Origin of the sequence: Variovorax restrictus, from assembly GCF_051216715.1 — a bacterium.
Classification (GTDB): Bacteria; Pseudomonadota; Gammaproteobacteria; order Burkholderiales; family Burkholderiaceae_C; genus Variovorax.
The window spans coordinates 142,268-168,641 of the sequence record NZ_JBPJZH010000001.1 but is presented as its reverse complement, the minus strand read 5'-3'; the positions used below and the strand labels follow the sequence as shown (position 1 = coordinate 168,641).

Here is a 26,374-nt window from a genome sequence, read left to right as displayed (position 1 = left end):
TCTGCGCTATGGTCGCGCTGAGATTTCCGTAACGAGAGGTTGTCGAATGGTCAAGCGTGCCGGTGTCGATGCAGTGGCTGCGCCCTTGCGGGGGCAGGCACTGCCGTCGCCCGGACTCAAGGAAGCACCGGTGCTCGAACTGATGTGTTCGCACTTCGTGCTCACGCTCGCCGCCAAGCAAGGTCCGCGCTTCAATGTGCGGCGCGACCTGAACGGCCTGCTGTCGCTGACTGGCCGCCATCTCGTCTGGCCCATGCCCGTGCTGCAGCGCCTGCGCGAATTCCTCGGCCGCCGCTGCGCCGGCAACGACGTGTGGAAGGGCGTCGAGCATTTCGACGGCCGCACGCTGCTGGAGCGCCATGGCGTTTGGCGCGGCCCGTACGAAGAAGGCACGCTGTTCTTCTACCTCGACGAGTACGTGAAGGACCAGCCGAAGGACCTGCTGTCGGTGCTGTCGGTCACGCGCGACTGGCTCACGCATGCGCTGCGCAAGCAGTCGACGCTGGTCGAGAAGAACATCGAGGCGCTCGCCGGCCTGCTGCAGCTCAACAAGGCCGAGCGCGCGCTGCTGCTGTACGGCACACTGGCGCGCTACCAGCGCGACCTGCGTTCGCTGCTGGTCGAGTTCAAGGTCAACAACGCCCCCGAGGCCTATGCCGCCATCGCCGAAGTGGCCGGTGTGAGCGCGAGCGACGTGGGCGAGGCCTTGCGCGCGGGCTCGCGGCTCGAACGCATCGGCCTGGTCGAGAACCTCATCTCCGAGCACAACATCACCGACCTGGCCGACCTGATGAAGGTCAGCGAGAAGCTGCCGCCGGTGCTGATGCGCGAGTACCGCGACCACAACGAGCTGATGGCCGTGTTCACCCGGCCGTCGGCCAAGAGCGCGCTCACCGTCGACGATTTCTCCTTCGCCGCGGACGACACGCAGATGCTGATCACGCTGCTGCGCGCCGCCGTGCAGCGCAAGGAGCCCGGCGTCAACGTGCTGCTCTACGGCCCGCCCGGCACCGGCAAGACCGAGCTGGCGAAGGTGGTGGCGCAGGCTGCGGGCCTGGAGCTGTTCGAGGTCGAGTACGCCGACCGCGACGGCAATTCGCTCTCGGGCCGCGACCGCTACCGGTCGCTGCAGATCGCGCAGGTCTTCCTCAAGGGCAGCGCGCAGGCCGCGCTGCTGTTCGACGAGGTCGAGGACGTGTTCCCGCCCATCAGCACCGAGGCGGCGCAGTTCATGTCGCGCGCCGAGCAGATGCCCTCGCCCGCCAGCGGCAGCGTGAGCGGCAAGGCCTGGGTCAACCAGATCCTGGAGTCGAACGCCGTGCCCACGCTGTGGGTCACCAACCGCATCGAGCAGATCGACCCGGCCTTCCGCCGCCGCTTCGCCTACCACCTCGAACTGAAGTCGCCACCGCCCGGCGCGCGCGAGCAACTGGTGCGCAAGACGCTCGAAGGCGTGACCGTGTCCGATGCCTTCACCGCCAAGCTCGCCGAGCGCAAGGGCCTGACGCCGGCGCAGATCCGCACCGCGGTGCGCTTCGCCCAACTGGCCAAGACCGACGACGCCTCGGTCGAAGGGCTGATCGAGCGGCAGCTGAAGAACGCCGACCTCGCGCTGGGCACGGTCGACCGCCAGCACGGCGCGCGCCGTGCCGTCACCACCTACGACCTCGACATGCTCAACGTCGAAACGCGTTTCGAGATCCCGCGCATCGTCGAAGCCTTGCGCGTGCGCGGCCACGGCACGCTGTGCTTCTACGGCGCCCCCGGCACCGGCAAGACCGCGCTGGCTGAGCACATCGCCAAGGCCATCGGCCGCCCGCTGATCGTCAAGCAGGCGAGCGACCTGATGAGCAAGTACGTGGGCGAGACCGAACAGAACATGGCCGCCATGTTCAAGGAAGCCGAGGCCGAGAAGGCGGTGCTGCTGCTGGATGAAGCTGACAGCTTCCTGCAGGACCGTCGCGGCGCCCAGCGCACCTACGAGGTCACCGAGGTCAACGAGATGCTGCAGGGCATGGAGCGCTTCGGCGGCATCTTCGTGTGCACCACCAACCTGCTCGACCGGCTCGACCAGGCGGCGCTGCGGCGCTTCACCTTCAAGATCAAGTTCATGCCGCTGACCGATGCGCAGCGCGAGCGCATGTTCGTGACCGAAGCGCTGGCGGGCGACGTCGGGCTCATGACGCCCGAGCTGCGCCGGCGGCTGCAGCGTTTGCCGCAGCTGTGCCCCGGCGACTTCGCGGCGGTGAAGCGGCAGACCGACATCCTCGCGACCGAGTTCAGCGCGGCGGAGTTCCTCGACCAGCTCGAGGCCGAGCACCGCATCAAGCCCGAGGTCCGCGAATCGCGCGGCATGGGCTTCGTCCAGTAATTTCACGCGCGCTCCCTTGCTACCCGCACGACCCCTTCGCGCGCTGTCGATCCTGGCCGCAGCTGCGGCGTTGGCGCTGGCGGGGTGCGGCGGTGGGGGAGGCGGCAGCGGTGGCGCCACGGCATCGCCCGCGCCCGCCGATGGCAGCACCGCCCCGGCGATCGTGCCGTCGGCCACCGTGGCCGATCGTTGCGCCGCGTCGAGCACCGGCACCCTCGACGACGAGAAGACCTGGGTGCGCGGCTGGATCGACGAAACCTACCTCTGGTACAGCGAGGTGCCGACCACGCTGCAGCCCGCCGCCTACGCCACGCCGGTCGCGTACTTCGCCGACCTGAAGACGCCCGTGCTCACGCCGTCGGGCCGCGCCAAAGACCGGTTCCACTTCACCTACGACACGGCGCAGTACCGCGCCATCCTGCAGAGCACCGAATCGGGCTACGGCGTCGAGTTCGCCTACCTCGCCCGCACGCCGCCGCGGCAGATTCGCGTGGCCTACACCGAGCCCGGGTCGCCGGCGGCGCAGGCTGGCCTGGTGCGCGGCATGACCTTGCTGGCCGTCGACGGCATCGACGCGGTCAACGCCGGCAGCCAGGCCGACTTGGACCGCCTCAACGCGGCGCTGGCGCCGACGGCGAACGGGCAGGTCCATGCCTTCCAGCTGCGCGCGGCCGACGGCAGCACGTCAACGGCCAATCTCACATCCGCCAGCGTGCTGCGCTCGCCGGTGCAGGCGGTGCGCAGCATTCCCACGCCCACCGGCAACGTCGGCTACCTGCAGTTCAACGACCATGTGGAGAAGGCCGAGGGCCAACTGGTCGATGCGGTGAACCAGTTGCAGGCCGCGGGCATCGCCGACCTGGTGCTGGACATGCGCTACAACGGCGGCGGCCTGCTTGCCGTCGCGAGTGAGCTGGCCACGATGGTGGCGCCGGCAGCGTCCACCCAGGGTGCGGCCTTCGAGCGGCTGGTCTTCAATGCGAAGAACCCGTTCGGCCTGAGCGCGTCGCAGGCCACGCTGCCGTTCTATGCCACGGGGCGTGGGTTGACCGTAGCTGCCGGGCAGGCCCTGCCACGCTTGAACCTGCCGCGCGTCACCGTGCTCACCGGCCCCGACACCTGTTCGGCCAGCGAGTCGGTGGTCAACGGCCTGCGCGGCATCGGCGTCAAGGTCGACCTCATCGGCGGCGCCACCTGCGGCAAGCCCTACGGTTTCTATCCCCAAGACAACTGCGGCACCACCTACTTCGCGATCCAGTTCCAGGGCGTGAACGCGCAGGGCTTCGGCGACTACGGCGACGGCCTCGCGCCGACCTGCACCGTGGCCGACGACTTCGACCACGCGCTGGGTGACGCGGCCGAAGCGCGGCTGGCGGCTGCCCTGCAGTACCGCAGCAGCGGCACCTGCCCGGCGACGCCGTCATCGAAGAGCCTGGCTGGCGGTCTGCAGAAGACCGAGGGGGCTGGCGCACCGTACCTGGACCGCAGCGCCCTGCGTTCCAGCCGCCTCGTGCGGCCGGTCGATCTGTCGAACTGATGCGCTGAGCTCAGTACCGTCGATGGGTCAGCTGCACACGCGCAGCACATCGCTTCCATAGGCCTCGAGCTTCTTGGTGCCGATGCCGCTGATGCCCTGCAGGTCTTCCAGCGTGGCGGGCGAGCGCTCGGCGATGGCGGCGAGCGTGGCGTCGTGAAAGATCACGTAGGCGGGGAGGTTGTGCTCGCGCGCCACCTCGCCGCGCCAGGCCTTGAGGGCCTCGAAGCGCTTCTGCGCCTCGGCGTCCAGCGTGGCCGCTGCCGGTGACGGCGCGCCGCGCACCACCCGTTCGCGCCGCGGCTTGCGATCGGCGGGCGACGACACCGATTCGCGCAGGCGCACCGTGGTCTCGCCCTTGAGCACCGCGCGCGAGCCGTCGGTGAGCTGGAGCGTGTTGAAGGCTTCCGAATTGACGGCCAGCGCGCCGGTCGCGATCAATTGGCGCAGCACGCCGCGCAGCTGCACCTCGCTGAACTCCGCACCGATGCCGAAGGTGCTGATGCTTTCATGCCCGAACTGCTTGACCTTCTCGGTCGCCTTGCCGCGCAGGATGTCCATGATGTGCCCGGCGCCGAAGCTGATGCCGCTGTGCTGGTTCACGCGGTAGATGGTGCTGAGCAGCTTGCGCGCGGCGTCTGTGCCGTCCCACACCTGCGGCGGGTTCAGGCAGTTGTCGCAGTTGCCGCATGTGGCCCCCACGCTCCCCGCTGCGCGAGGTTCGCTGCCCCCCGAGGGGGCTGGCCCGCCTTGGGGCGGCCCGGCGGCGGGCCCGGCGTAGACCTCGCCGAAGTAGCCCAGCAAGCGCACGCGCCGGCAATCGCTCGCTTCGGCCAGGGACAGCAGCGCGTCGAGCTTGCCGCGCATCACTTGCTTGAACTCCTCGCCGGCGGGGCTCTCGTCGATCATGCGGCGCTGGTTCACCACGTCCTGCAGGCCGTAGGTCATCCAGGCGTCGGCGGGCAGGCCGTCGCGGCCGGCGCGGCCGGTCTCCTGGTAGTAGCCCTCGATGTTCTTGGGCATGTCGAGGTGGCCGACGAAGCGCACGTCGGGCTTGTCGATGCCCATGCCGAAGGCGATGGTCGCGCACATCACGATGCCTTCCTCGCGCAGGAAGCGGTCCTGGTGGCGCTGGCGCACGGCCGCGTCCAGGCCCGCGTGGTAAGGCAGGGCGTTGATGCCCGCGTCCTGCAGCATGACGGCGGTGTCTTCGACCCGCTTGCGCGACTGGCAGTACACGACGCCCGCCTCGCCTTCGTGCTCGCGCTGGATGAAGCGCAGCAGTTGCGTGGTGGCGTCCTTCTTCTCGACGATGGTGTAGCGGATGTTCGGACGGTCGAAGCTGCTGACGAACTGGCGCGCTTCTTCGAGCTGAAGGCGCTCGACGATGTCGGCCCGCGTCAGGTCGTCGGCCGTGGCGGTCAGCGCGATGCGCGGCACGCCGGCGTAGCGCTCGTGCAGCACGGTGAGCGCGCGGTACTCGGGGCGGAAGTCGTGGCCCCACTGGCTCACGCAATGCGCCTCGTCGATGGCGAAGAGGCTGAGCTTGCCGCGCTCCTTCAGCGTGTCGAGCTGCTGCAGGAAGCGAGGCGTGTTCACCCGTTCGGGCGCGGCATACAGCAGCGTGATCTCGCCGCTGAGCATGCGGCGCTCGACGTCCTGCGTCTGCTGCCAGTCGAGCGTGGAATTGAGGAAGGCCGCGTCGACGCCAGCCTCGTGCAGCGCGCCGACCTGGTCGTGCATCAGCGCGATCAGCGGCGACACGACGATGGTCACGCCATGCCCCGCGCGCTGCCGCGCGATGGCGGGGATCTGGTAACAGAGCGACTTGCCACCACCGGTGGGCATCAGCACCAGCGCGTCGCCGCCACCGACCACATGGTCGACGATGGCGGCCTGCGCGCCGCGGAACTGGTCGTAGCCGAAGACCTCGTGGAGGATGTCGGCGGGCGCGGCGCTGCCCTGGTTTTCGAGGGCGTGGGGGAGGGTGGCGGAGGACAAGCGGCCATTGTCCCCGATCGTCCCGCACCAGCCGCTGGCACGCGCTTTGCAACAGCGCATCGGTCGTGCGACGGCAACCTGTATAGACAGCAATTTGGTGCACTGGCATTCGAAGAATGCACCTGAAAGCAGCGCGGGGATAACCCTGTATAGACAAGTTGGGGCGCGCGGCCACAATCCGGCTCACGCCGCCTGGGGTCTGCGCCTCCGGCGCCCGCAGGCCTTGCTTTTCATCACGAACGGAATCCAGGAGTACCCATGGTCAAGATGGTTGTCAAAGTCACTTCGCTGCTCGCAGCCGGTCTGTGCGCGGCCGGCATGGCCACCACGGCTTCCGCGCAGGACACCAAGATCGCGCTCGGCATGTCCGGCTGGACCGGCTTCGCGCCGCTCACCCTCGCCGACAAGGCCGGCATCTTCAAGAAGAACGGCCTGGACGTCGAGATCAAGATGATTCCGCAGAAGGACCGTCACCTGGCGCTGGCTGCGGAGGCCATCCAGTGCGCTGCCACCACCGTCGAGACGCATGTCGCCTGGAACGCGAACGGCGTGCCGATCGTCCAGATCTTCCAGATGGACAAGTCCTACGGCGCCGACGGCATCGCGGTGCGCGGCGACATCAAGAGCTTTGCCGACCTCAAGGGCAAGACCATCGGCGTGGACGCGCCGGGCACGGCGCCGTACTTCGGCCTGGCCTGGATGCTCAACAAGAACGGCATGACGCTCAAGGACGTGAAGACCACCACGCTGTCGCCGCAAGCCGCAGCGCAGGCTTTCGTCGCCGGCCAGAACGACGCAGCGATGACCTACGAGCCGTACCTGTCGACCGTGCGCGCCAACCCGGCGGCCGGCAAGATCCTCGCGACCACGCTCGACTACCCGATGGTGATGGACACGGTCGGCTGCGCGCCGACCTGGCTCAAGGCCAACGCCAAGGCGGCGCAGGCCCTGACCAACTCGTACTTCGAGGCGCTGGAGATGATCAAGAACGACCCCGTCAAGTCGAACGAGATCATGGGTTCGGCCGTCAAGCAGACCGGCGAGCAGTTCGCCAAGTCGTCGGCCTACCTGCGCTGGCAGGACAAGGCGGCCAACCAGAAGTTCTTCGCCGGTGAACTCACGACCTTCATGAAGGACGCCGAAAAGATCCTGCTGGAAGCCGGCGTGATCCGCAAGGCGCCCGAGAACCTGGCCGTCACCTTCGACGCCTCCTTCATCAAGTGAGCTGGCTCGCCCCCATGGCACCACTCGAGCCGGTCGGCGCGCGCGCGCGCTGGCTGCTCGGCGTCGGTTTCTTCGTGCTGTTCGTCGCGGTCTGGGCTTTCTTCACCCTCGGCGGCTTCGTGTCGCCGACCTTCCTGGCGAGCCCCGTCACGATGGTGAAGGAAGCCTGGCTGCTCTTCACCGAGTACAACTTCATCCATGACATCGGCATGACGGTGTGGCGGGTGCTGGGCGGCTTCGTGCTCGCCACCGTCGTTGCCGTGCCGCTGGGCATCGCGATGGGCGCGTACAAGCCGGTCGAAGCCTTCCTCGAGCCCTTCGTGTCGTTCTGCCGCTACCTGCCGGCGTCGGCCTTCATTCCACTGCTGATTCTCTGGGCCGGCATCGGCGAGACGCAGAAGCTGCTGGTCATCTTCATCGGCTCGGTGTTCCAGATCATCCTGATGGTTGCAGTCATCGTGGGTGGCGCCCGCAAGGACCTGGTCGAGGCGGCCTACACCCTGGGCGCCAACAGCGGCGGCATCGTCAAGCGGGTGCTCATCCCCGGTGCCGCGCCCGGCATCGCCGAGACCCTGCGTCTGGTGCTCGGCTGGGCCTGGACCTACGTGATCGTGGCCGAACTCATCGGCTCGTCGTCGGGCATCGGCCACATGATCACCGACAGCCAGGCGCTGCTCAACACGGGCCAGATCATCTTCGGGATCATCGTGATCGGCATCATCGGCCTCGTCTCGGACTTCGCCTTCAAGGCCCTCAACCGCAAGCTCTTTGCATGGAGCACGATCTGATGGCGCGCAACCAGCTTTCCATTCAAGGTGTGTCGCGCGTGTTTGAGGGCGCGAAGGGCCAGCGCACGCAGGCGCTTCAGCCGATCGACTTCGAGGTCCGCGAGAACGACTTCGTCACCATCCTCGGTCCGTCGGGTTGCGGCAAGTCGACGCTGCTGCGCATCGTGGCCGGCCTCGACTTTCCGACGACCGGCCAGGTGCTGCTCGACGGCGAGCGCATCCAAGGCCCGGGCGCCGACCGCGGCGTGGTGTTCCAGAGCTACACGCTGTTCCCATGGCTCACCATCGCACAGAACATCCGCTTCGGCCTGCGCGAGCGCGGCATGAGCGAAGCGCAGCAAAAAGAGCGCAGCGACTTCTTCATCGCCAAGGTGGGCCTGCGCGGCTTCGAGAACCACTTCCCCAAGCAGCTCTCGGGCGGCATGCAGCAGCGCACCGCCATCGCCCGCGCGCTTGCCAACGACCCCAAGATGCTGCTGCTCGACGAGCCCTTCGGCGCGCTCGACAACCAGACCCGCGTGCTGATGCAGGAGCTGCTGCTCGGCATCTGGGAGTCCGCGCAGAAGACGGTGCTGTTCGTCACGCACGACATCGACGAGGCCATCTTCATGGCCAACCGCGTGGCGGTGTTCAGCGCGCGGCCGGGCCGCATCAAGACCGAGATCGCGGTGGACTTCCCGCACCCGCGGCACTACACGATCAAGACGTCGCCGGAGTTCATGGCGATCAAGGCGCGACTCACCGAAGAGATCCGCGCCGAGTCGATGGCGTCGGCCGAGCACTGAAAAGCGGCGCCCGATGAAACGCGATCTGCCGGCCCTCGCGCTCTACGAGCAGGTGAAGGAATTCATCTCTCGCAAGATCCAGGACGGCACCTGGCCGGCCGGGCATCGCTTGCCTTCGGAGCATGAGCTGGTCGCGCAGTTCGGCGTGGCCCGCATGACGGTGAACCGCGCGCTGCGCGAACTGGTCGAGCAGGGCCGCATCACACGTGTGGCGGGCGTCGGCAGCTTCGTCGCGGAAGACAAGCCGCAGTCGACGCTGCTGCAGATCGCCAACATCGCCAGCGAGATCCGCCAGCGCGGGCACGACTACCGGTGCCAGATGCTCGCGGTCGAACGCGTCGCCGCGTCGCCCGACGTGGCGGCCTGGCTCGGCCTGCATGTCGGCGAGTCGGTGTTCCACAGCGTGTGCCTGCACCTCGAGAACGAGACGCCGGTTCAGCTCGAGGAGCGCTACGTGAATCCGGCGGTGGTGCCGACCTACCTCGACCAGGATTTCGAAGCCACGCCGCCCAGCGAATACCTGGTGCGCAACGTCCCGTTCGACCAGATCGAACATCTGGTCGACGCCGTGCTGCCCAGCGCCGAGCAGGCCGAGCGACTCGCCATGTCGGCCGCCGAGCCCTGCCTGCTGCTGACGCGTCGCACCTGGACGCGCACCACGCCCGTCACCTGGGTGCGCTGTCTGCATCCCGCTTCCCGCTACCGCCTCGGCAGCCGCTTTCGCCCCGACGGCAACCCCAGCTTCGGCTGAAGCCACCGCACCGCTGACCGCCCACGCGCACGCACCGAACCACCTGTATAGACAAGCAACATGACCGGTCTTCACCACGCACCCTCTGCCGCCAGGATCCTTACGCCGGGCGCCGTCGATCTCCCGCTCCTGCGCGCCGTCCATGCAGGCGGCGTCACCGTGTCGCTCGACCCGTCGACCGCGGCCGGCATGCGTGCTTCGCAGGCGACCGTGCAGCGCATCGTCGACAACGACGAGGTGGTCTACGGCATCAACACCGGCTTCGGCAAGCTGGCGAGCACGCGCATCGGCAACGACCATCTGGCGGAGCTGCAGCGCAACCTGGTGCTCTCGCACAGCGTCGGCACGGGCGAACCGCTCGCTGCGCCCGTGGTGCGTCTGGTGCTGGCCACCAAGGCCGTGAGCCTGGCGCGCGGGCATTCGGGCGTGCGGCCCGAACTGGTCGACGCGCTGCTCGCGCTGTTCAATGCCGGCGTGCTGCCGCGCATTCCGGCGAAGGGATCGGTTGGCGCCTCGGGCGATCTCGCGCCACTCGCGCACATGGCCTGCGTGTTGATCGGTGAAGGCGAGGCGACGCTGGCCGACGGCCGTGTCGTCAACGGTGCCGAAGCGATGCGCCACATCGGCCTCGAACCCTTCGTGCTCGGCCCGAAGGAAGGCCTGGCGCTGCTCAACGGCACCCAGGTGTCGACCGCGCTGGCGCTGGCCGGGCTGTTCGGTGCCGAGAACGTCTTTGCTGCGGCGCTGATGTCGGGTGCGCTGTCGCTCGAAGCCATTCAAGGCTCGATCAAACCTTTCGACGCCCGCATCCATGCCGCACGCGGCCAGCCGGGCCAGATCGCCGTGGCGGCCGCGGTGCGCACCTTGCTCGACGGCAGCGACATCGTGCCTTCGCACGCCGACTGCGGCCGCGTGCAGGACCCATATTCGGTGCGCTGCATCCCGCAGGTGATGGGCGCCTGCCTGGACAACATCACGCACGCCGCGCGCGTTCTGGTCATCGAGGCCAACGCCGCTTCGGACAATCCGCTGGTCTTCACAGACACCGGTGAAGTGATCTCCGGCGGCAACTTCCACGCCGAGCCTGTGGCTTTCGCGGCGGACATCCTCGCGCTCGCCATTGCCGAGATCGGCGCGATCGCCGAGCGCCGCATCGCGCTGCTCCTCGACACCGGCCTGTCGGGCCTGCCGCCCTTCCTCGTGCGCGACGGTGGGCTCAACTCCGGCTTCATGATCGCGCAGGTGACGGCCGCGGCGCTGGCGTCGGAGAACAAGTCGCTCGCGCACCCGGCCAGCGTCGACAGCCTGCCCACCTCGGCCAACCAGGAAGACCATGTGTCGATGGCGACCTTCGCGGCGCGCCGGCTCGGCGACATGGTCGACAACACGGCCGTGGTCGTCGGCATCGAAGCGATGTGTGCGGCGCAAGGCATCGAACTCAAGCGTGACCCGACCGCGGTGCTGAAGAGCTCGCCGCTGGTCGAAGCCGAGCTGAACACCATCCGACGCCAGGTCGCCTTCCTCGTCAGCGACCGCTACCTCGCACCCGACATCCAGGCCATGCGGCGCTGGGCCCTCGCGGCCGCGCTGCCCGAAGCCCTGCTGAACATCTTGCCCAGCCATTGAAAGGACCCATGCGCCATGAACGCCCCTGAAAAGATCAACACCGACCCGCGCCACGACCCGACCCGCGTGATCCGCGCGCCGCGCGGCAGCGAACTCACGTGCAAGAGCTGGCTCACCGAAGCGCCGTTCCGCATGCTGCAGAACAACCTCGACGCCGAAGTCGCCGAGCGCCCGCAGGACCTGGTGGTGTACGGCGGCATCGGCCGCGCCGCGCGCAACTGGGCGTGCTACGACCAGATCCTTGAGTCGTTGAAGGTGCTGGAAGACGACGAGTCGCTGCTCATTCAATCGGGCAAGCCGGTCGGCGTGTTCAAGACGCACGCCAACGCACCACGCGTGCTCATCGCCAACTCGAACCTCGTGCCCAAGTGGGCGACGTGGGAGAAGTTCAACGAGCTCGACCGTGCGGGCCTCTTCATGTACGGCCAGATGACCGCTGGCAGCTGGATCTACATCGGCGCACAGGGCATCGTGCAGGGCACCTTCGAGACCTTCGTGGAAGCCGGTCGCCAGCACTACAACAATGATCTCGCAGGCAAGTGGATCCTCACCGCCGGCCTGGGCGGCATGGGCGGTGCGCAGCCGCTGGCGGGCGTGCTGGCCGGCGCCTGCGTTCTGGCGATCGAATGCAATCAGTCGAGCATCGACTTCCGCCTGCGCACGCGCTACGTCGACAAGCAGGCGAAGGATCTCGACGATGCATTGGCGTTGATCGCGCACCACACGGCGAAGAAGGAAGCCGTGTCGATCGCGCTGCTCGGCAACGCCGCCGAAATCGTGCCCGAGCTGGCGAAGCGCGCGAAAGCCGGCACCGCGATCCGCCCCGACCTCGTGACCGACCAGACCTCCGCGCACGATCTGATCCACGGCTACCTGCCCGTGGGCTGGACGGTGCCGCAATGGCAGGCCGCGATGAAGGACGCCTCGCAGCACGCCACGCTCACCGCGGCCGCCGCGAAGTCCTGCGTCGTGCATGTGCAGGCCATGCTCGACTTCCAGGCCATGGGCGTGCCCACGGTCGACTATGGCAACAACATCCGGCAAGTTGCGTTCGACGAAGGCGTGAAGAACGCCTTCGACTTCCCCGGCTTCGTGCCTGCGTACATCCGACCGCTGTTCTGCGAAGGCAAGGGCCCGTTCCGCTGGGTCGCGCTCTCGGGCGACCCGGAGGACATCTACAAGACCGACGCGAAGATCAAGGAACTGTTCCCTGAGAACAAGCACACGCACCGCTGGCTCGACATGGCGCGAGAGCGCATCGCCTTCCAGGGCCTGCCCGCGCGCATCTGTTGGCTGGGCCTGGGCGAGCGCCACAAGGCCGGCCTGGCCTTCAACGAGATGGTGAAGAACGGCGAGCTGAAGGCGCCCATCGTCATCGGCCGCGACCACCTCGACACCGGCTCCGTCGCCAGCCCCAACCGCGAGACCGAAGCCATGAAGGACGGCACCGATGCCGTCAGCGACTGGCCGTTGCTCAACGCACTGCTCAACACGGCCGGCGGCGCCACCTGGGTCAGCCTGCACCACGGCGGCGGCGTCGGCATGGGCTACTCGCAGCATGCCGGCATGGTCATCGTGTGCGATGGCACGGATGCTGCTGCGCAACGCATCGGGCGCGTGTTGTGGAACGACCCGGCGAGCGGCGTGATGCGCCATGCCGACGCGGGCTACGACATCGCCATCGCCACGGCGAAGAAGCAAGGGCTTCATCTGCCGATGGTCGAGTAACTCATCTCCCAACGAAAGCCACCATGCAGATCCGCCGTCATCTCCTCATCGCCGCATTCGCATCGGCCGCCGCCTTCACCGGCATCGCCCATGCCCAAGCCGTTCTCACCGTCGGCACCGACGCCACCTTCCCGCCCATGGAGTTCGTCGAGAACAACAAGCGCACCGGATTCGACATCGAGCTGGTCGAGGCCGTCGGCAAGGCCATGGGCCGCAAGGTCGAATGGGTCGACATCGACTTCAAGGGGCTGATCCCCGGTCTCATGTCCAAGCGCTTCGACATGGCGGTGTCGGCCATCTACATCACCGACGAGCGCAAGAAGGTCGTCGACTTCACCGTGCCGTACTACGCCGGTGGCCTGGTCGCGATGGTCAAGGCCGACAACACGACGATCAAGTCGCCGGCTGACCTGAACGGCAAGAAGGTCAGCGTGCAAGTTGGCACCAAGTCGGTCAGCTACGTGAAAGAGAAGTACCCGCAGGTGCAGCTGATGGAAGTCGAGAAGAACCAGGAGATGTTCAACCTGGTCGACATCGGTCGCAGCGACGCGGCCGTCACCGGCAAGCCGGCTGCCTACCAGTACGTGCGCACCCGCCCCGGCCTGAAGGTGCTCGACGAGCAGCTCACCACCGAGGAATACGGCATGGCGATCCGCAAGGACACGCCCGAATTGACCAAAGCGGTGAACGACGCCATCGCGAAGCTGAAGGCCGACGGCACCTACGCGGCCATCGTGAAGAAGTGGTTCAGCAACACGGCGGCCAAGTGACCCGGCTGCGTTGATGGATCTGGACTTCACGCCGGTCTGGGCCGGTTGGCCCAACCTGCTGCGCGGTGCGCTCGTCACGGTCGAAATCACCGCGTGCGCGCTGGCGCTGGGCTGCGTGCTCGGCCTGCTGGTGGGCATCGGCCGCCTGAACCCGAAGCGCCGCTGGCTCTACGGCGTATGCACCGCGTACGTCGCGGTCATCCGCGGCACGCCGCTGTTGGTGCAGCTCTTCATCCTGTTCTTCGGGCTGCCGCACTTCGGCATCCTGCTGCCGGCCTTCGTGTGCGGCGTGCTCGGGCTGGGCGTGTACTCCGGCGCGTACGTGTCGGAGATCGTGCGCGGCGCCATCCAGTCAATCGACCGCGGCCAGACGCTGGCGGCGCAGTCGCTCGGCATGACGCCCGCCGTGGCCATGCGGCAGATCGTGTTGCCGCAAGCCGTGGCGCGCATGATTCCCCCACTGGGCAACGAGTTCATTGCGTTGATCAAGAACTCTGCCTTGGTATCGTTGCTCACCATCCACGACGTGATGCACGAAGGCCAGAAGATCATCAGCGTGTCGTACCGCTCGCTTGAGGTGTATCTGGCCATTGCCCTTGTTTACTTCCTGTTGACAGGCGCTGTCACGCTCGTGCTGCGACATTGGGAGCGCAAATTGGGACAAGGAGGATTGATTCGATGACCCTGCAGCGTTTCTCGCGCTCCGCCCTCGCGGTGACACCGTGGAAGAACGGCGGCGGCACGACGCAAGAGGTGGTCTGCTTTCCACCCGGTGCCGGCCTGGACGACTTCGATTGGCGCGTGAGCATCGCAACCATCGCGATGGGTGGCCCGTTCTCGGTCTTTCCGGGCGTGGACCGCACGATCATGCTGCTCGAGGGCGACGGCGTGCGCCTGCAGTCGAGCACGTTCGACCATGTGCTCGATGCGCCTCACCAGCCCTTCGCCTTCGACGGTGGGGCGACGGTCGATTGCCACCTGCTCGGCGGCCTGTCGACCGACTTCAACCTGATGGTGCGACGCGCCCGCGGCCATGCCACCCTGCGCGTGATCTCCGAACTGACGGTGCTGGAGCGCAGCGCGCACGGCCTGCTGATGGCGCTGGATGGCCAGTGGCGTGTCGGCGGCGGCACGCTGAAGCACGGCCAGGGTGTCTGGTGGGCGGACGAGCCCCAGACCTGGACCGTCAAGCCCGCCAGCCGCGGCGCCCGCCTGGCGGTGGTGCAGTGGCGGCCCGCCGACGCTGCACCCGCCCTTGACGACCTGCGTATCTGACCCATGAAAACTTTCGACACCTGCCCTTCGGCCGACGGCCTCTGGACCGGCCTGCGCCTGGCCAGCGCGCCGACGGTGGCCGCCGCCATCGTGGTCACGCAGGGCATGGTCCGCTGGCTGGGGCCGCAGGCCGACGTGCCGGCCGAGTTCCACGCGCTGCCACGCCACGACGGCGGCGACGCGCTCGTCACGCCGGGCCTGGTCGACTGCCACACGCACCTGGTCTACGGTGGCCAGCGCGCGAACGAATTCGCGATGCGACTGGCCGGTGCGAGCTACGAAGAAGTGGCGAAGGCCGGCGGTGGCATCGTGTCGAGCGTGCGCGCCACGCGCGAGGCGGGCGAAGACGAACTGTTCGCGAGCGCGGGCAAGCGCCTCGAATCGCTGCTGGCCGAAGGTGTCTGCGCGATCGAGATCAAGTCGGGCTACGGCCTGTCGCTGGAACACGAGCGCAAGCAACTGCGTGTGGCGCGACGGCTCGGCGAGGCCTACGGCGTGACGGTGCGCACCACCTTCCTTGGCGCCCACGCGCTGCCGCCGGAGTACGCCGGCCGCAGCAGCGATTACATCGCCGTGGTGTGCGACGAGATGCTGCCCGCGCTCGCAGCCGAGGGGCTGGTCGACGCAGTCGACGTGTTCTGCGAGCGCATCGCCTTCTCGCTGGAAGAGACCGAGCGCGTCTTCCAGGCAGCAAAGCGACTGAGCCTGCCGGTCAAGCTGCATGCCGAGCAGCTCTCGGACATGGGCGGTGCCGCATTGGCTGCTCGCTACGGTGCGCTGTCGTGCGACCACATTGAACACCTGTCGCAGGCGGGCATCGACGCGATGCGCGACGCGGGCACCGTGGCCGTGCTGTTGCCGGGGGCGTTCTACACCCTGCGCGACACGACGGTGCCGCCGATTGCCGCGCTGCGTGCGGCCGGTGTGCCGATGGCGGTGTCGACAGACCACAACCCCGGGACCTCGCCGGCGCTGAGCCTGCTGCTGATGGTGAACATGGCGTGCACCTTGTTCCGGCTGACGGTGCCGGAGGCCGTCGATGCGGTGACGGTGCATGCGGCGCGTGCGCTGGGCTTGCAGGGTACACATGGTGTTCTGGGCGTTGGCATGCCTGCGAACTTCGTGTTGTGGGATGTGCGAGAAGTGGCGGAGTTGGCTTATTGGTTGGGGCAGCGGCCGGTGCGATCTGTGGTGCGGCAGGGGAGGGTGGTGCTGTGATCGTTGTCGCTTGGCTTGCGGGGGGCGCCCGGCAGGCGGTGCGGGCCGATCGACCCCGGTGCGCCGGCCCTTCGGGCTGCCTTGCGGTGCTCGCCTTTCGCGGGGTCTCGCTCGAACTCGCTGCGCTCAGACAATCGCGAGCCCTGATCCGCGAAAGGCTGCGCTCCTCAGCGGCGCACAGGGGACCGCCCGACCCGCACCGCCTGCCGGGCTTGGTGGGCGCACGCCGATTGCGCTCGCCGGGGAGAGATCACCACGATCGCGTCCACGGCGCCCACCAACGCCCTACGCACACAACGATCAGCGCATGACAGCAAGCACCGTAGCAAGCCACGCACTGCTCCCCACAGGCTGGGCTAAGAACGTCCGCCTCGAATGGAACGACAAAGGCCAACTGACCCATGTCGAACCCGACACGACAGCACCGGCAGCAACATCAGGGCCCGTCATTCCCGGCACCCCCAACCTCCATTCCCACGCCTTCCAGCGCGCCATCGCCGGCCTCACCGAATACCGCGGCGAGGCGAGCGACAGCTTCTGGAGCTGGCGCACGCTGATGTACCGCTTCGCGCTGCGGCTCGACCCGGCGCAGCTCGAAGCCATCTCGCTGGGCCTGTATGTCGAGATGCTGGAGGCGGGCTACACGTCGGTGTGCGAATTCCACTACGTGCACCACCAGGGCGACGGCCGGCCCTATGCCGACGATGCCGAGCTGGCGCACGCGCTGATGCGTGCGGCGCAGCGTGCCGGCATCGGCCTCACGCTGCTGCCGGTGCTGTACCAGACGAGCGGCTTCGGCGCCAAGCCGCCGAGCGACGGGCAACGCCGCTTCATTCGCTCGACCGATTCGATGCTGCGCCTGCTCGAAAAGCTCAAGCCGCTGTGCGATTCCCAAGGCGCACGCCTCGGCCTCGCACCGCATTCCCTGCGCGCCGTACCGCCCGACGCATTGCGCGACGCGTTGGCCGGCCTCGACGCCATCGACCCGACCGCACCCGTGCACATCCACATCGCCGAGCAGACCCAGGAGGTCGACGACTGCGTGACATGGAGCGGCCAGCGCCCTGTCGCCTGGCTGCTCGACCACGCACCGGTCGACGCGCGCTGGTGCCTGGTGCATGCGACGCACATGGACGCCGACGAGTACCGCCGTGCCGCCGCGAGCGGCGCGGTCGCCGGCCTGTGCCCGACCACCGAGGCGAACCTCGGCGACGGCATCTTCGACCTGCCCGCGTGGCGCGCGGCGGGTGGCGCGTGGGGCGTCGGCTCCGACAGCCACATCTGCGTGAACGCCGCGGAAGAACTGCTGATGCTCGAGTACAGCCAGCGCCTCGCCACGCGCCAGCGCAACGTCGCGGCCGATGCGTCGCAACCGAACGTCGCGAGCGCGATGACGCTGGCGGCGGTGCAGGGCGGCGCGCAGGCGTCCGGCCGCGCCGTGGGTGGCTTGGTCGTCGGGCAGCAGGCCGACTTCACCGTGCTCGATGCGGCGCACCCGGCGCTCGCCGGCCTCGATGCGCCCGACATGCTGTCGTCCCACGTCTTCGCCAGCCACCGCACCAGCGCGATCGACGCCGTGTGGGTGGCCGGGCAGCCGCGCGTGCAGGGCGGTCGCCATCTGCTTCACGACAGCGCGTCGGCCGGCTTCGTCGCCGCGCGCCGCCAACTGCTTCAGGACTCCCCATGACCTTTCAAACGACCGAACCCCCGTTCCGCTTTCGCCAGGGCACGCGGCCCCTGTTGATCTCGATGCCGCACGTCGGCACGCACGTGCCGCCCGCGCTCGCCGCGCGCTTCACCGCCGAGGCGCGGCAGGTGCCCGACACCGACTGGCACCTCGAGCGGCTCTACGACTTTGCCGACGAACTCGGCGCGTCGGTGCTCGTCGCCACGCACTCGCGCTATGTGATCGACCTCAACCGTCCACCGGACGGCGCCAGTCTTTATCCGGGCCAGAGCGTGACCGGCCTGTGCCCGGTCGATACCTTCGACAACACGCCGATCTACGAGGCCGGCGACGTCCCGGAAGACGACGAGATTGCCGCGCGGCGCGATGCGGTCTGGAAGCCGTATCACGCGAAGCTCACCGAAGAGCTCGCGCGTATCCAGGCGCAGCACGGCATCGCCGCGCTGTGGGACGCGCACTCGATCCGCTCCGTGCTGCCCCGCTTCTTCGAAGGCAAGCTGCCCGACCTGAACCTGGGCACTGGCAAGGGCACCAGCTGCGACCCGGCGCTCGCGCAGACGCTGCTCGGCATCGCCGAGACCGCGCCCGGCTACACCGGCGTGCTCAACGGCCGCTTCACCGGCGGCTACATCACGCGCCACCACGGCCAGCCTGCGCAGAACGTGCACGCCGTGCAGCTGGAGATGACGCAGTCGAGCTACATGCAGGAGGCGCTGCCCTTCGATTACCTGCCCGACGTGGCGGCCGGCGTGCAGCCGCATGTGCGACGGATGATCGAGGCGGTGCTCGCATTCGTCGAGGCGCCGCGTGGTTGATGCGGCCTTCATCGACGCGCTGATCGCCGCGGCCGGCGCCGATGCCGTGCAGACCGGCGATGCCGTGCCACCGCGGCATCGCACCGACTGGAGCGGCGTCACCCCGGTGCAGCCGGTCGCGCTGGTGCGGCCGCGCAGCACCGACCAGGTTGCAGCCGTGCTGCGCGTATGCAGCGAATTCCGCGTGCCGGTCGTGCCGCAGGGCGGCCTCACCGGCATGGCCGGCGGGGCGGTGCCGGTCGCCGGGGCGATCGCGCTGTCGCTCGACCGCATGACCGCCATCGAGTCGCTCGATGGGGCGGCGTCGACCATCACCGTTCAAGCCGGTGTCACCCTCCAGGCGGTGCAGGAAGCGGCCGCCGCGCAGGGCCTGCAGTTCGGCGTCGACCTCGGTGCGCGCGGCTCTTGCCACATCGGCGGCAACCTCGCGACCAATGCGGGCGGCAACGGCGTGCTGCAGTTCGGGATGATGCGCGAGCAGGCGCTCGGGCTCGAGGTGGTGCTGGCCGACGGCACCGTGCTGCCGATGCTGCGGCCGATGATCAAGAACAACACGGGCTACGACCTCAAGCAGCTCTTCATCGGCGCCGAGGGCACGCTCGGCGTCATCACGCGCGCCGTGTTGCGCCTGCACCCGGCGCCGCGCGCCAAGGCCACCGTGCTGGTCGCGGTCGGTAGCTTCGAGCAGTCGCTGGCGCTGCTCGGCCGGCTGCAGGCGCGCTTCCCCGGCGCGGTGGCGGCCTTCGAACTGATGTGGCGCGACTTCGTCGCCGCGTCGCTGCAGTGGCAGTCGCTGCGCGAACCCTTCGATGCGCCGCATCCGTTCGCCGCGCTGGTCGACGTGACCGGCAGCGACGAAGACGAACTGCGCACGGCGATCGAAGAACTGCTGGGTGAATCGATGGAAGCCGGCGAGGCGCTCGACGCCGTCATCGCGCAGTCGCAGGCCCAGGCGCGTGCGCTGTGGAAGATCCGCGAAGCCACCGCCGAACTGCCCGCCAACATGCACCCGCCGATCAACTTCGACGTGAGCCTGCCGATGGCCGAGATCGGCCGCTTCGCCGACACCTGTCGCGCCGCGCTCGACGCGCGCTGGCCCGGCAACGTCTCGGTCTTCTTCGGCCATGTGGGCGACAGCAACCTGCACATTTCCGTGGACGCCAGCACCGTCGGCGGCGACGAACATGGCGTCGAGCAACTCGTGTACGACCAGGTCGCCGTGTTCAACGGCAGCGTGTCGGCCGAGCACGGCATCGGCACGCACAAGAAGCCCTACCTCGGCGCCAGTCGCACGCCCGCCGAGCTGGGCGCAATGCGTGCGATCAAGCAGGCGCTGGACCCGATGGGGTTGATGAATCCGGGGAAGCTGTTCGACCGATGAACGCCACGTTCCACCGGCCCTCGTACGGCCCCGCGTTATCAATGGGCGTCTCGGTCTTGCTCCCTGCTTCAGATTCAGCCGCTACAAAATCGTTGCGAGAAAAGGAGATTAAACAGTTCTATTTGCATTAAATAGAGCTGCCACTCCCGCAAATAGAAGGCCGAACGTCATGGCCAACAAGACGACTTCAACCACAGAAAAACCGCGACTGAGCCCATATTTTGCGCTGTAATAAATATGAGATTGAGAGTTGATTGTGTCGGTGTCGTTGACGCTATTGTTATCTCTCACGGTGATCGTTTCGCCCAAATAATTAAATTGAAAAACAGGGCGATCAGAATATCTCTTTTCTCCATTTTTCTTGTACTTGGCTTCAACGCGCTCAACTGCAATAATTGTCGCTTTAATTCTGGCTCCAACAACGACTGGAACAATGGCGTGATAGGCCAATAGGCAAACAAAAAGCCCCGCAACTATCATCGTGATTCCAAATATCCGCTTGATCATGGTTCAGTATGCTTCTAACTGTCCTCGCCAAAACCCGTCGTAGTTTGGGAAAAGTTTCGAAAAGCCCTCCTTGTTGGCAATGAGACAGGAGAAGCCCACCAGGTCGAGAACCTTCCTGCCTACCTCATGCAAATGATGCGGCCTGCCGCGCCGCTGGCGCACTTCCTACAATCGCAGGCTATGAAGCCCATCGTCTACACCCGCGGCCAGGCCCTGCCTGGCATCCTCGCCCAACGCATCGCTGTGCTCGACGGCGCCATGGGCACGATGATCCAGCGCTTCAAGCTGACGGAAGAACAGTACCGCGGCGAGCGCTTCAAGGACTTCCAGCGCGACGTGAAGGGCAACAACGAACTGTTGTCGCTCACGCGGCCCGACGTGATCCGCGACATCCACGAGAAGTATCTTGCGGCCGGCGCCGACCTGATCGAGACCAACACCTTCGGCGCCACGACCGTTGCGCAGGAGGACTACCAGATGGCCCACCTGGCGCGCGAGATGAATGTCGAGTCGGCCAAGCTCGCCCGCGCCGCCTGCGACAAGTACAGCACGCCGGACAAGCCCCGCTTCGTCGCCGGCGCCCTCGGCCCGACGCCCAAGACGGCCAGCATCAGCCCCGACGTGAACGACCCCGGCGCCCGCAACGTCGACTTCGAGACGCTGCGCGCGGCGTATTACGAACAGACCGAAGCGCTTGTCGAAGGCGGCGCCGACGTGATCCTGGTCGAGACCATCTTCGACACGCTCAACGCCAAGGCCGCGCTGTTCGCGGTCGATGAGTACTTCGAGGCCTCGGGCGAGCGTCTGCCGCTCATCATCAGCGGCACCGTGACCGACGCCTCGGGCCGCATCCTGAGCGGCCAGACTGTGACCGCCTTCTGGCACAGCGTGCGCCACGCGCGGCCGCTGGCCATCGGGCTGAACTGCGCGCTGGGTGCGGCGCTGATGCGGCCGTACATCCAGGAACTGGCGCGCGTGGCGGAAGACACCTTCATCAGCTGCTACCCGAACGCCGGCCTGCCGAACCCGATGAGCGACACCGGCTTTGACGAGACGCCGGACGTCACGGCGCGCCTGCTGCACGAATTCGCGGCCGACGGGCTGGTGAACATCGTGGGCGGCTGCTGCGGCACGACGCCCGACCACATCGCCGCCATCGGCCGGAGCGTCACGCCGCTGGCGGGGCGCACGTTGCAGGGCACGGCGTTCTACCGCGAAGCGGCCTGAGCGCTGCCCCTGCGGGCGAACCGGTGCGGGGCGGTGGCTGATTGACAAGGCAGCCGAAGCCGGCCACCGTGGAAATCACCAAGCAACCGGATGACCACATGAACAAGATCGCTCAACGCTGGCTCGCCGTGGGAGCGCTAACGTTCATCCTGCCGGTCGCGGCTTCGGCCCAGCAGGCTTTTGCACGCAGCACCGTCAACCTGCGGGCCGGCCCTGCGGGCGACTATCCGCTGATCGCGACGATCGGCGCGGGCCAGCCCTTCGAGGTGCTGGGCTGCACCAGCGGCTACAGCTGGTGCGACGTGGTGATGCCCGACGGCCTGCGTGGCTGGGTCTATGCGCAGAGCGTCGACTACGCCTACGAGCAGCGGCGCGTGCCGATCGCCAGCTACGGCGCGGCCATCGGCATCCCGCTGGTGACCTTCGCGATCGGCAACTACTGGGGCAACAACTACCGCGACCGCTCGTTCTACGACGACCGCCGTTACTGGGGCGGTCGGCCCCCGCCGCCACGCGACAACTGGCAGCGGCCGCCACCGCCGCGCGCGGAATGGCGGCCGAACCCGTACCGGCCAGCCGTGGGCAACGACTACCGGCCGGACCGCGACCGGCGCGATGACCGTCGGCAGGAATGGCGCCGCGACGAGGAGCGCGGGCGTCAGCAGCAGCAACAGCAGCAGCGGGTCGAGCAGCAGCGCCGGCAGCAGGAGCAGCAGCGGCAACAGCAGGAACGCCAACGCCTGCAGCAACAGGCGCAGCAGCAACGCCAGCGGCAGCAGGAGCACCGCCCCCCGCAGGGGCGTCCGGACTTTCAACGCCCTCAGGATGGCGGCCGGCCCGAGCAGCGCATTCAGTCGCGACGCGAGAACACGCGCAACGGCTTCACGCCTGGCAGCGAGCAAAGGCAATAGGCCGCACCCGGTCAGTTGGCGCCCGTCGCCGACTTGTCCTTCGCAATCAGCGCCACGAAGCGCTGCGCCCCCAGCCCCAGCGGCCGCTCGCGCGACCACACCACATCGACCCACAGATCCAGCCCGTTGCTGAGGTTCTCGAACGGGATCTCCAGCAGCGCCCCCGCCGCCACGTGCGGCTTGGCGAAGGCGCGCGGCAGCCAGCCCCAGCCGAGGCCGGCGGTGATCAGGCTCAGCGCGGCCAGCGCGTTGTCGGTGCGCCAGACGTGACGACCGAAGACGAAGCGCGGGTCGCTGGTCGCCAGGTCGCGCCCGGCCACCACGATCTGCCGCGTGTTGTGCAGATGCTCCTCGCGCAAGCGTCCGCCGGCGGCGGCCAGCACCGGGTGCGCCGGCGCCATCACGGCGACCATCGTGTCGCTCGCCACTTCCTGAAAGCCTTCGCGGCCATCGAGGCTGGGCCGTTCGAACACCAGCGCCAACTGCGCGCGGCCGGCGTGCAGCAGCGCCAGCGCGTCGGCCTGCGGTGCGGCGAGCACTTCGACCTCGAGCAGTGGGTATTCGGCCGCCAGCGCTGCGAGCGCCCCGCTCCAGGGGGCTGCCAGCAGTTCGGGCGCAATGGCCAGCGTCAGCCGGTTCTCCAGGCCCTGCGTGAGGGCGAGCGCCTGCACCTCGAGTTGCTTGAACTGGGCCGCCAGCAGGCGCGCCTGCGGCTCCAGCGAGCGGGCGGCGGCGGTCGGCTTGGGCTCGCGGCCGCTGCGGTCGAACAGCGGCAGGTCGAGTTCGGCCTCCAGCCCCGCGATCGCCATGCTCACGGCCGAGGGCACGCGCCCCAGCGAGCGCGCGGCCGCGGAGAACGAGCCGTGGTCGAGCACGGCGAGAAAGACCTGCAGGTTGTCGGTGGAGAAGGCCATGCGCCCGATCTATCAGTTGAATTGAAATAAGATGACTTTTTATATCAGCGATTGACACATAAAGTCCAACGTCTGTTCACTGTTTTCCGGGAATTTCCATGCAAGGGCTCAAGCGCCGCGTCGTCTACATCACGCTTTACGAAGGCATCGCCATCGTCGCAGCGAGCGTGGGGCTGGCGCTGATGTCGGGCCAGGGGCTGGGGCATTCGGGTGTGCTGGCGATGATCGCGTCCGCGATCGCCGTGTTGTGGAATTTGAGCTTCAACTGGCTTTTCGAACGCTGGGAGTCGCGCCAGGCGGTGCGCGGGCGCAGCGTGTGGCGCCGCGTCGCCCATGCCATCGGCTTCGAGGGCGGCCTCGTCGCTTTCCTGGTGCCGACCTTCGCGTGGTGGCTGGATGTGAGCTTGTGGGATGCGCTGGTGATGGACCTGGGTCTGGTGGTGTTCTTCCTCGTCTACACCTTCGTCTTCAACTGGGCTTTCGACGCCATCTTCGGCCTGCCGGCCTCCGCGACGGGGGCCGCCCAGCCAGCCTGACGCACCGCCCGTGTCGGGCGGCCGTGCAACACTCGGCGCATGTCTTCTTTGGAATGGGCCGCGTCCGCCCTGCAGGCGTTCGACGGGGTGGTCCAGTCCAGCGCCGGTTTCCGCAGCCGCGACGGCCAGCGGCGCATGGCCGAGCAAGTCGCCGACACGCTGGCCGCGGCCACCCTCGGCAAGACCGAGAGCGATGACGGTGACGGCCCGGCCGACCCGCCGGTGCGCGCCATCGCGGTGATCCAGGCCGGCACTGGCGTCGGCAAGTCGCTCGCCTACTGCGCGCCCGCCATCGCGCTGGCCCTGGCGCGCAACACCCGCGTCGTGATCTCCACCGCGACCGTGGCGCTGCAGGAGCAGCTGGTCCACAAGGACCTGCCGGCGCTCGCCAAGCTGATGCCGGAACCCTTCCGCTTCGCTTTGGCGAAGGGCCGCGGGCGCTACGTCTGCCAGCAGAAGCTGGAACGCCTGACCGGGATGATGGCCGAGCAGGACGACGAGGACGAAGACGGCGAAGAGGACCTCTTCGCCGACGACGACGCTGCCGCAAATTCCCACCCCGCGCGGCCTGCGCACGAAGTGGAGGCTCGCCTCCAGTTCTACACCGGCATCGCCCACACGCTCTCCAGCGGCGCCTGGGACGGCGACCGCGACACCCGCGACACCCCGCCCGCCGCCGATGCCTGGCTCCCCATGGCGGCCGACGCGGCATCGTGCACCGGCAAGCACTGCCCGTCGTTCAACCAGTGCGTCTACTACGAGCGCCGCAAGACGCTGGTCGGCGCGCAGGTGGTGGTGGTCAACCACGACCTGTTGCTGGCCTCCATCGGCAATCGCCAGCTGCCCGAGTTGGACAACTGCCTGCTGGTGCTCGACGAGGCGCACCACCTGCCGGCCACCGCGCTCGCGCAGTTCGGCTGTCGCATGGACCTGGGCCGCCACGGCTGGGTCGAGCGCCTCGCGCAGCGCGCGGTGCGCGTGGGCGTGCGCTTCGAGGTCACCGAGGTGGCCGACGTGCCGATGCACGCCGCGCAGATGCGCCAGGCGCTGCAGGAGACCGAGCGGCTGGTGATGGACCTGTACGGCGACGGCCTCAAGACCGACGTCGCCGGCCCGGCGGGCCTGCCCGGCCGTGGCCCCGCGCGTGCGCGCCTGCCGCTGGGCGCCTTGCCCGAAGCGCTCCAGGGCCCGCTGGGCCGGGTGGCGCACCACGCGTCGGGCTTCCTCGATGCTCTGCGCGTGATCGCCAGCGCCCTGCGCACCGAGATGCGCGAACAACCCGCGATGGCGCGCAAGCTGTCGACCATGTACGCCCAGCTCGGCGCGCTCGCCCCGCGGCTGGAGCAGACGCTCGACACCGCCCAGCTGCTGCTGCGCGAAGCCCCGCCCGACGCGGTGCCGGCCGCCAAGTGGTTCACGCTGCAGGTCGACGGCGACCAGGCCACGCTGCAGGCGCACGCCAGCCCGCTGCTGCCCGGCGCGACGCTGCGCCACCACCTGTGGGCCAAGGTGCGCGGCGCGGTGCTGACATCGGCCACGCTCACCAGCTGCGGCCACTTCGATTTCTTCCTGCGCGAGTCGGGCCTGCATGGCGACGAGGCGGCGACCACGCTGGAGGTGCCCAGCCCCTTCGACTACGCCGCGCAGGGCAAGCTGATCGCCGTCGAAACCCGGGCCGACCCGCGCGACGCGGCCGGCTACGTCGCCGAGATGGTCCAGGCGCTGGTGCGCGACCTGGCGGACGTGCGGCACGGCGCGCTGGTGCTGTTCACCTCGCGCGACCAGCTGCGCCAGGCGGTCGAGGCGCTGCCCGCCGCGCTCAAGCCGCGCGTGCTGCTGCAGACCGCCATGCCGCGCCAGCAACTGCTGGCCACCCACCGCCATCGCGTGGCCGAGGGGCTGCCGTCGATCGTCTTCGGCATGCAGTCCTTCGGCGAAGGGCTCGACCTGCCGGGCAAGCTCTGCGAATCGGTCTTCATCGCCAAGCTGCCCTTCGCACCGCCGGACGACCCGGTCGGCGAGGCGCGGGCCGAGTGGCTGCGCACGGTGGGGCGCGATCCGTTCACCGAGCTGGTGGTGCCGGCGACGGCCATTCGATTGGCGCAATGGGTGGGGCGGGCGATTCGGAGCGAAGAAGATCGCGCTTCCGTGTACTGCTACGACAGGCGGCTGGTGAGGACTTCGTATGGTCAGCGGTTGTTGAAGGGGTTGCCGCCGTTTACGTTTTCTACGGTGCGGGTGGGGGACGCGGTTTCTGCTTGATCGTTGGCGTTGGTGAGGGCGCCCGGCAGGCGGTGCGAGCCGGACGACCCCGGTGCGCCGGCC

Annotated in this window: 22 protein-coding genes; 19 read left to right on the top strand and 3 right to left on the bottom strand. The window is 68.2% G+C overall.

The annotated features are described in order from the left end of the window. Positions 1-46 precede the first annotated feature (46 nt). Together ACSFA0_RS00780 and ACSFA0_RS00775 are read left to right on the top strand one after the other, a co-directional pair. Complete coding sequence (locus ACSFA0_RS00780; RefSeq protein WP_435448330.1) at positions 47-2,371, top strand: ATP-binding protein; 2,325 nt, start codon at positions 47-49, stop codon at positions 2,369-2,371. A gap of 16 nt (positions 2,372-2,387) precedes the next feature. Continuing rightward, entirely contained in the window at positions 2,388-3,908 is a 1,521-nt protein-coding gene (locus ACSFA0_RS00775; RefSeq protein WP_435448329.1) for a S41 family peptidase, read from the top strand. A 27-nt stretch (positions 3,909-3,935) separates the two neighbouring features. On the opposite strand, the gene ACSFA0_RS00770 is transcribed toward ACSFA0_RS00775, so the two are convergent. Beyond that, positions 3,936-5,906: a RecQ family ATP-dependent DNA helicase gene (locus tag ACSFA0_RS00770; RefSeq protein ID WP_435448328.1), complete on the bottom strand. Its 1,971-nt coding sequence runs from the start codon at positions 5,904-5,906 to the stop codon at positions 3,936-3,938. 258 nt (positions 5,907-6,164) lie between these two features. On the opposite strand from ACSFA0_RS00770, the gene ACSFA0_RS00765 reads away from it, so the two are divergent. The 13 genes from ACSFA0_RS00765 (at position 6,165) to ACSFA0_RS00705 (ending at position 19,954) form a co-directional block, all read left to right on the top strand. Further along, entirely contained in the window at positions 6,165-7,130 is a 966-nt protein-coding gene (locus ACSFA0_RS00765) for an ABC transporter substrate-binding protein (RefSeq protein WP_435448327.1), read from the top strand. A 14-nt stretch (positions 7,131-7,144) separates the two neighbouring features. Beyond that, entirely contained in the window at positions 7,145-7,918 is a 774-nt protein-coding gene (locus ACSFA0_RS00760) for an ABC transporter permease (protein ID WP_435448326.1), read from the top strand. Further along, positions 7,903-8,703: an ABC transporter ATP-binding protein gene (locus ACSFA0_RS00755; protein ID WP_435448325.1), complete on the top strand. Its 801-nt coding sequence runs from the start codon at positions 7,903-7,905 to the stop codon at positions 8,701-8,703. The genes ACSFA0_RS00760 and ACSFA0_RS00755 overlap by 16 nt, the downstream gene beginning before the upstream one ends. 13 nt (positions 8,704-8,716) lie before the next feature. Further along, a complete protein-coding gene (gene hutC / locus ACSFA0_RS00750) occupies positions 8,717-9,454 on the top strand; it encodes a histidine utilization repressor (RefSeq protein WP_435448324.1) in 738 nt (245 codons plus the stop codon). Positions 9,455-9,514: 60 nt separating this feature from the next. Next, positions 9,515-11,080 (top strand): histidine ammonia-lyase, encoded by a 1,566-nt coding sequence (hutH, locus tag ACSFA0_RS00745; RefSeq protein WP_435448323.1) that lies wholly within the window; start codon positions 9,515-9,517, stop codon positions 11,078-11,080. Between the two features lie 15 nt (positions 11,081-11,095). After that, on the top strand, positions 11,096-12,808 hold the full coding sequence (gene hutU / locus ACSFA0_RS00740; RefSeq protein WP_435448322.1) for a urocanate hydratase: 1,713 nt from the start codon (positions 11,096-11,098) through the stop codon (positions 12,806-12,808). 23 nt (positions 12,809-12,831) lie between these two features. Further along, on the top strand, positions 12,832-13,578 hold the full coding sequence (locus ACSFA0_RS00735) for a glutamine ABC transporter substrate-binding protein (RefSeq protein ID WP_435448321.1): 747 nt from the start codon (positions 12,832-12,834) through the stop codon (positions 13,576-13,578). A 13-nt stretch (positions 13,579-13,591) separates the two neighbouring features. Further along, positions 13,592-14,260 carry an amino acid ABC transporter permease gene (locus ACSFA0_RS00730; protein WP_435448320.1) on the top strand — a complete coding sequence of 223 codons (669 nt, stop codon included), beginning with the start codon at positions 13,592-13,594 and terminating at the stop codon, positions 14,258-14,260. Beyond that, positions 14,257-14,853 carry a HutD/Ves family protein gene (locus ACSFA0_RS00725; protein WP_435448319.1) on the top strand — a complete coding sequence of 199 codons (597 nt, stop codon included), beginning with the start codon at positions 14,257-14,259 and terminating at the stop codon, positions 14,851-14,853. Before ACSFA0_RS00730 ends, ACSFA0_RS00725 begins: the two co-directional genes overlap by 4 nt. A 3-nt stretch (positions 14,854-14,856) precedes the next feature. Then, positions 14,857-16,071, top strand: a complete 1,215-nt coding sequence (gene hutI, locus ACSFA0_RS00720) for an imidazolonepropionase (protein WP_435448318.1) — start codon at positions 14,857-14,859, stop codon at positions 16,069-16,071. Positions 16,072-16,378: 307 nt separating this feature from the next. After that, entirely contained in the window at positions 16,379-17,758 is a 1,380-nt protein-coding gene (locus ACSFA0_RS00715; RefSeq protein ID WP_435448317.1) for a formimidoylglutamate deiminase, read from the top strand. Further along, on the top strand, positions 17,755-18,573 hold the full coding sequence (gene hutG, locus ACSFA0_RS00710; RefSeq protein ID WP_435448316.1) for an N-formylglutamate deformylase: 819 nt from the start codon (positions 17,755-17,757) through the stop codon (positions 18,571-18,573). Before ACSFA0_RS00715 ends, hutG begins: the two co-directional genes overlap by 4 nt. Continuing rightward, positions 18,566-19,954 carry an FAD-binding oxidoreductase gene (locus tag ACSFA0_RS00705; RefSeq protein ID WP_435448315.1) on the top strand — a complete coding sequence of 463 codons (1,389 nt, stop codon included), beginning with the start codon at positions 18,566-18,568 and terminating at the stop codon, positions 19,952-19,954. The genes hutG and ACSFA0_RS00705 overlap by 8 nt, the downstream gene beginning before the upstream one ends. Positions 19,955-20,062: 108 nt before the next feature. On the opposite strand, the gene ACSFA0_RS00700 is transcribed toward ACSFA0_RS00705, so the two are convergent. Next, complete coding sequence (locus tag ACSFA0_RS00700; RefSeq protein ID WP_435448314.1) at positions 20,063-20,461, bottom strand: hypothetical protein; 399 nt, start codon at positions 20,459-20,461, stop codon at positions 20,063-20,065. A 180-nt stretch (positions 20,462-20,641) separates the two neighbouring features. Here ACSFA0_RS00700 and ACSFA0_RS00695 point away from each other — a divergent pair, with 180 nt between their 5' ends. After that, positions 20,642-21,688, top strand: coding sequence for a homocysteine S-methyltransferase family protein (locus tag ACSFA0_RS00695; protein ID WP_435448313.1), 1,047 nt, complete (start codon positions 20,642-20,644; stop codon positions 21,686-21,688). A gap of 98 nt (positions 21,689-21,786) precedes the next feature. Next, complete coding sequence (locus ACSFA0_RS00690) at positions 21,787-22,599, top strand: SH3 domain-containing protein (RefSeq protein WP_435448312.1); 813 nt, start codon at positions 21,787-21,789, stop codon at positions 22,597-22,599. Between the two features lie 11 nt (positions 22,600-22,610). Here ACSFA0_RS00690 and ACSFA0_RS00685 read toward each other — a convergent pair whose 3' ends face one another. Further along, positions 22,611-23,513 (bottom strand): LysR family transcriptional regulator, encoded by a 903-nt coding sequence (locus ACSFA0_RS00685; protein ID WP_435448311.1) that lies wholly within the window; start codon positions 23,511-23,513, stop codon positions 22,611-22,613. Positions 23,514-23,611: 98 nt separating this feature from the next. Between ACSFA0_RS00685 and ACSFA0_RS00680 the strand changes: the two genes are divergently transcribed. Together ACSFA0_RS00680 and dinG are read left to right on the top strand one after the other, a co-directional pair. Continuing rightward, entirely contained in the window at positions 23,612-24,049 is a 438-nt protein-coding gene (locus ACSFA0_RS00680) for a PACE efflux transporter (protein ID WP_435448310.1), read from the top strand. A gap of 39 nt (positions 24,050-24,088) precedes the next feature. Further along, entirely contained in the window at positions 24,089-26,311 is a 2,223-nt protein-coding gene (gene dinG / locus ACSFA0_RS00675; RefSeq protein WP_435448309.1) for an ATP-dependent DNA helicase DinG, read from the top strand. Positions 26,312-26,374 lie beyond the last annotated feature (63 nt).

Excerpts from the sequence above, each read along its gene's own strand:
- ACSFA0_RS00725 (WP_435448319.1), top strand. The coding sequence starts at position 14,257 with ATGACCCTGCAGCGTTTCTCGCGCTCCGCCCTCGCGGTGACACCGTGG.
- ACSFA0_RS00755 (WP_435448325.1), top strand. The coding sequence starts at position 7,903 with ATGGAGCACGATCTGATGGCGCGCAACCAGCTTTCCATTCAAGGTGTG.
- ACSFA0_RS00690 (WP_435448312.1), top strand. The coding sequence starts at position 21,787 with ATGAACAAGATCGCTCAACGCTGGCTCGCCGTGGGAGCGCTAACGTTC.
- ACSFA0_RS00700 (WP_435448314.1), bottom strand. The coding sequence starts at position 20,461 with ATGATCAAGCGGATATTTGGAATCACGATGATAGTTGCGGGGCTTTTT.
- dinG (WP_435448309.1), top strand. The coding sequence starts at position 24,089 with ATGTCTTCTTTGGAATGGGCCGCGTCCGCCCTGCAGGCGTTCGACGGG.
- ACSFA0_RS00735 (WP_435448321.1), top strand. The coding sequence starts at position 12,832 with ATGCAGATCCGCCGTCATCTCCTCATCGCCGCATTCGCATCGGCCGCC.
- ACSFA0_RS00765 (WP_435448327.1), top strand. The coding sequence starts at position 6,165 with ATGGTCAAGATGGTTGTCAAAGTCACTTCGCTGCTCGCAGCCGGTCTG.
- ACSFA0_RS00680 (WP_435448310.1), top strand. The coding sequence starts at position 23,612 with ATGCAAGGGCTCAAGCGCCGCGTCGTCTACATCACGCTTTACGAAGGC.
- hutI (WP_435448318.1), top strand. The coding sequence starts at position 14,857 with ATGAAAACTTTCGACACCTGCCCTTCGGCCGACGGCCTCTGGACCGGC.
- ACSFA0_RS00730 (WP_435448320.1), top strand. The coding sequence starts at position 13,592 with ATGGATCTGGACTTCACGCCGGTCTGGGCCGGTTGGCCCAACCTGCTG.
- hutC (WP_435448324.1), top strand. The coding sequence starts at position 8,717 with ATGAAACGCGATCTGCCGGCCCTCGCGCTCTACGAGCAGGTGAAGGAA.
- ACSFA0_RS00715 (WP_435448317.1), top strand. The coding sequence starts at position 16,379 with ATGACAGCAAGCACCGTAGCAAGCCACGCACTGCTCCCCACAGGCTGG.
- hutU (WP_435448322.1), top strand. The coding sequence starts at position 11,096 with ATGAACGCCCCTGAAAAGATCAACACCGACCCGCGCCACGACCCGACC.
- ACSFA0_RS00685 (WP_435448311.1), bottom strand. The coding sequence starts at position 23,513 with ATGGCCTTCTCCACCGACAACCTGCAGGTCTTTCTCGCCGTGCTCGAC.
- ACSFA0_RS00780 (WP_435448330.1), top strand. The coding sequence starts at position 47 with ATGGTCAAGCGTGCCGGTGTCGATGCAGTGGCTGCGCCCTTGCGGGGG.
- hutH (WP_435448323.1), top strand. The coding sequence starts at position 9,515 with ATGACCGGTCTTCACCACGCACCCTCTGCCGCCAGGATCCTTACGCCG.
- ACSFA0_RS00760 (WP_435448326.1), top strand. The coding sequence starts at position 7,145 with ATGGCACCACTCGAGCCGGTCGGCGCGCGCGCGCGCTGGCTGCTCGGC.
- ACSFA0_RS00695 (WP_435448313.1), top strand. The coding sequence starts at position 20,642 with ATGAAGCCCATCGTCTACACCCGCGGCCAGGCCCTGCCTGGCATCCTC.
- hutG (WP_435448316.1), top strand. The coding sequence starts at position 17,755 with ATGACCTTTCAAACGACCGAACCCCCGTTCCGCTTTCGCCAGGGCACG.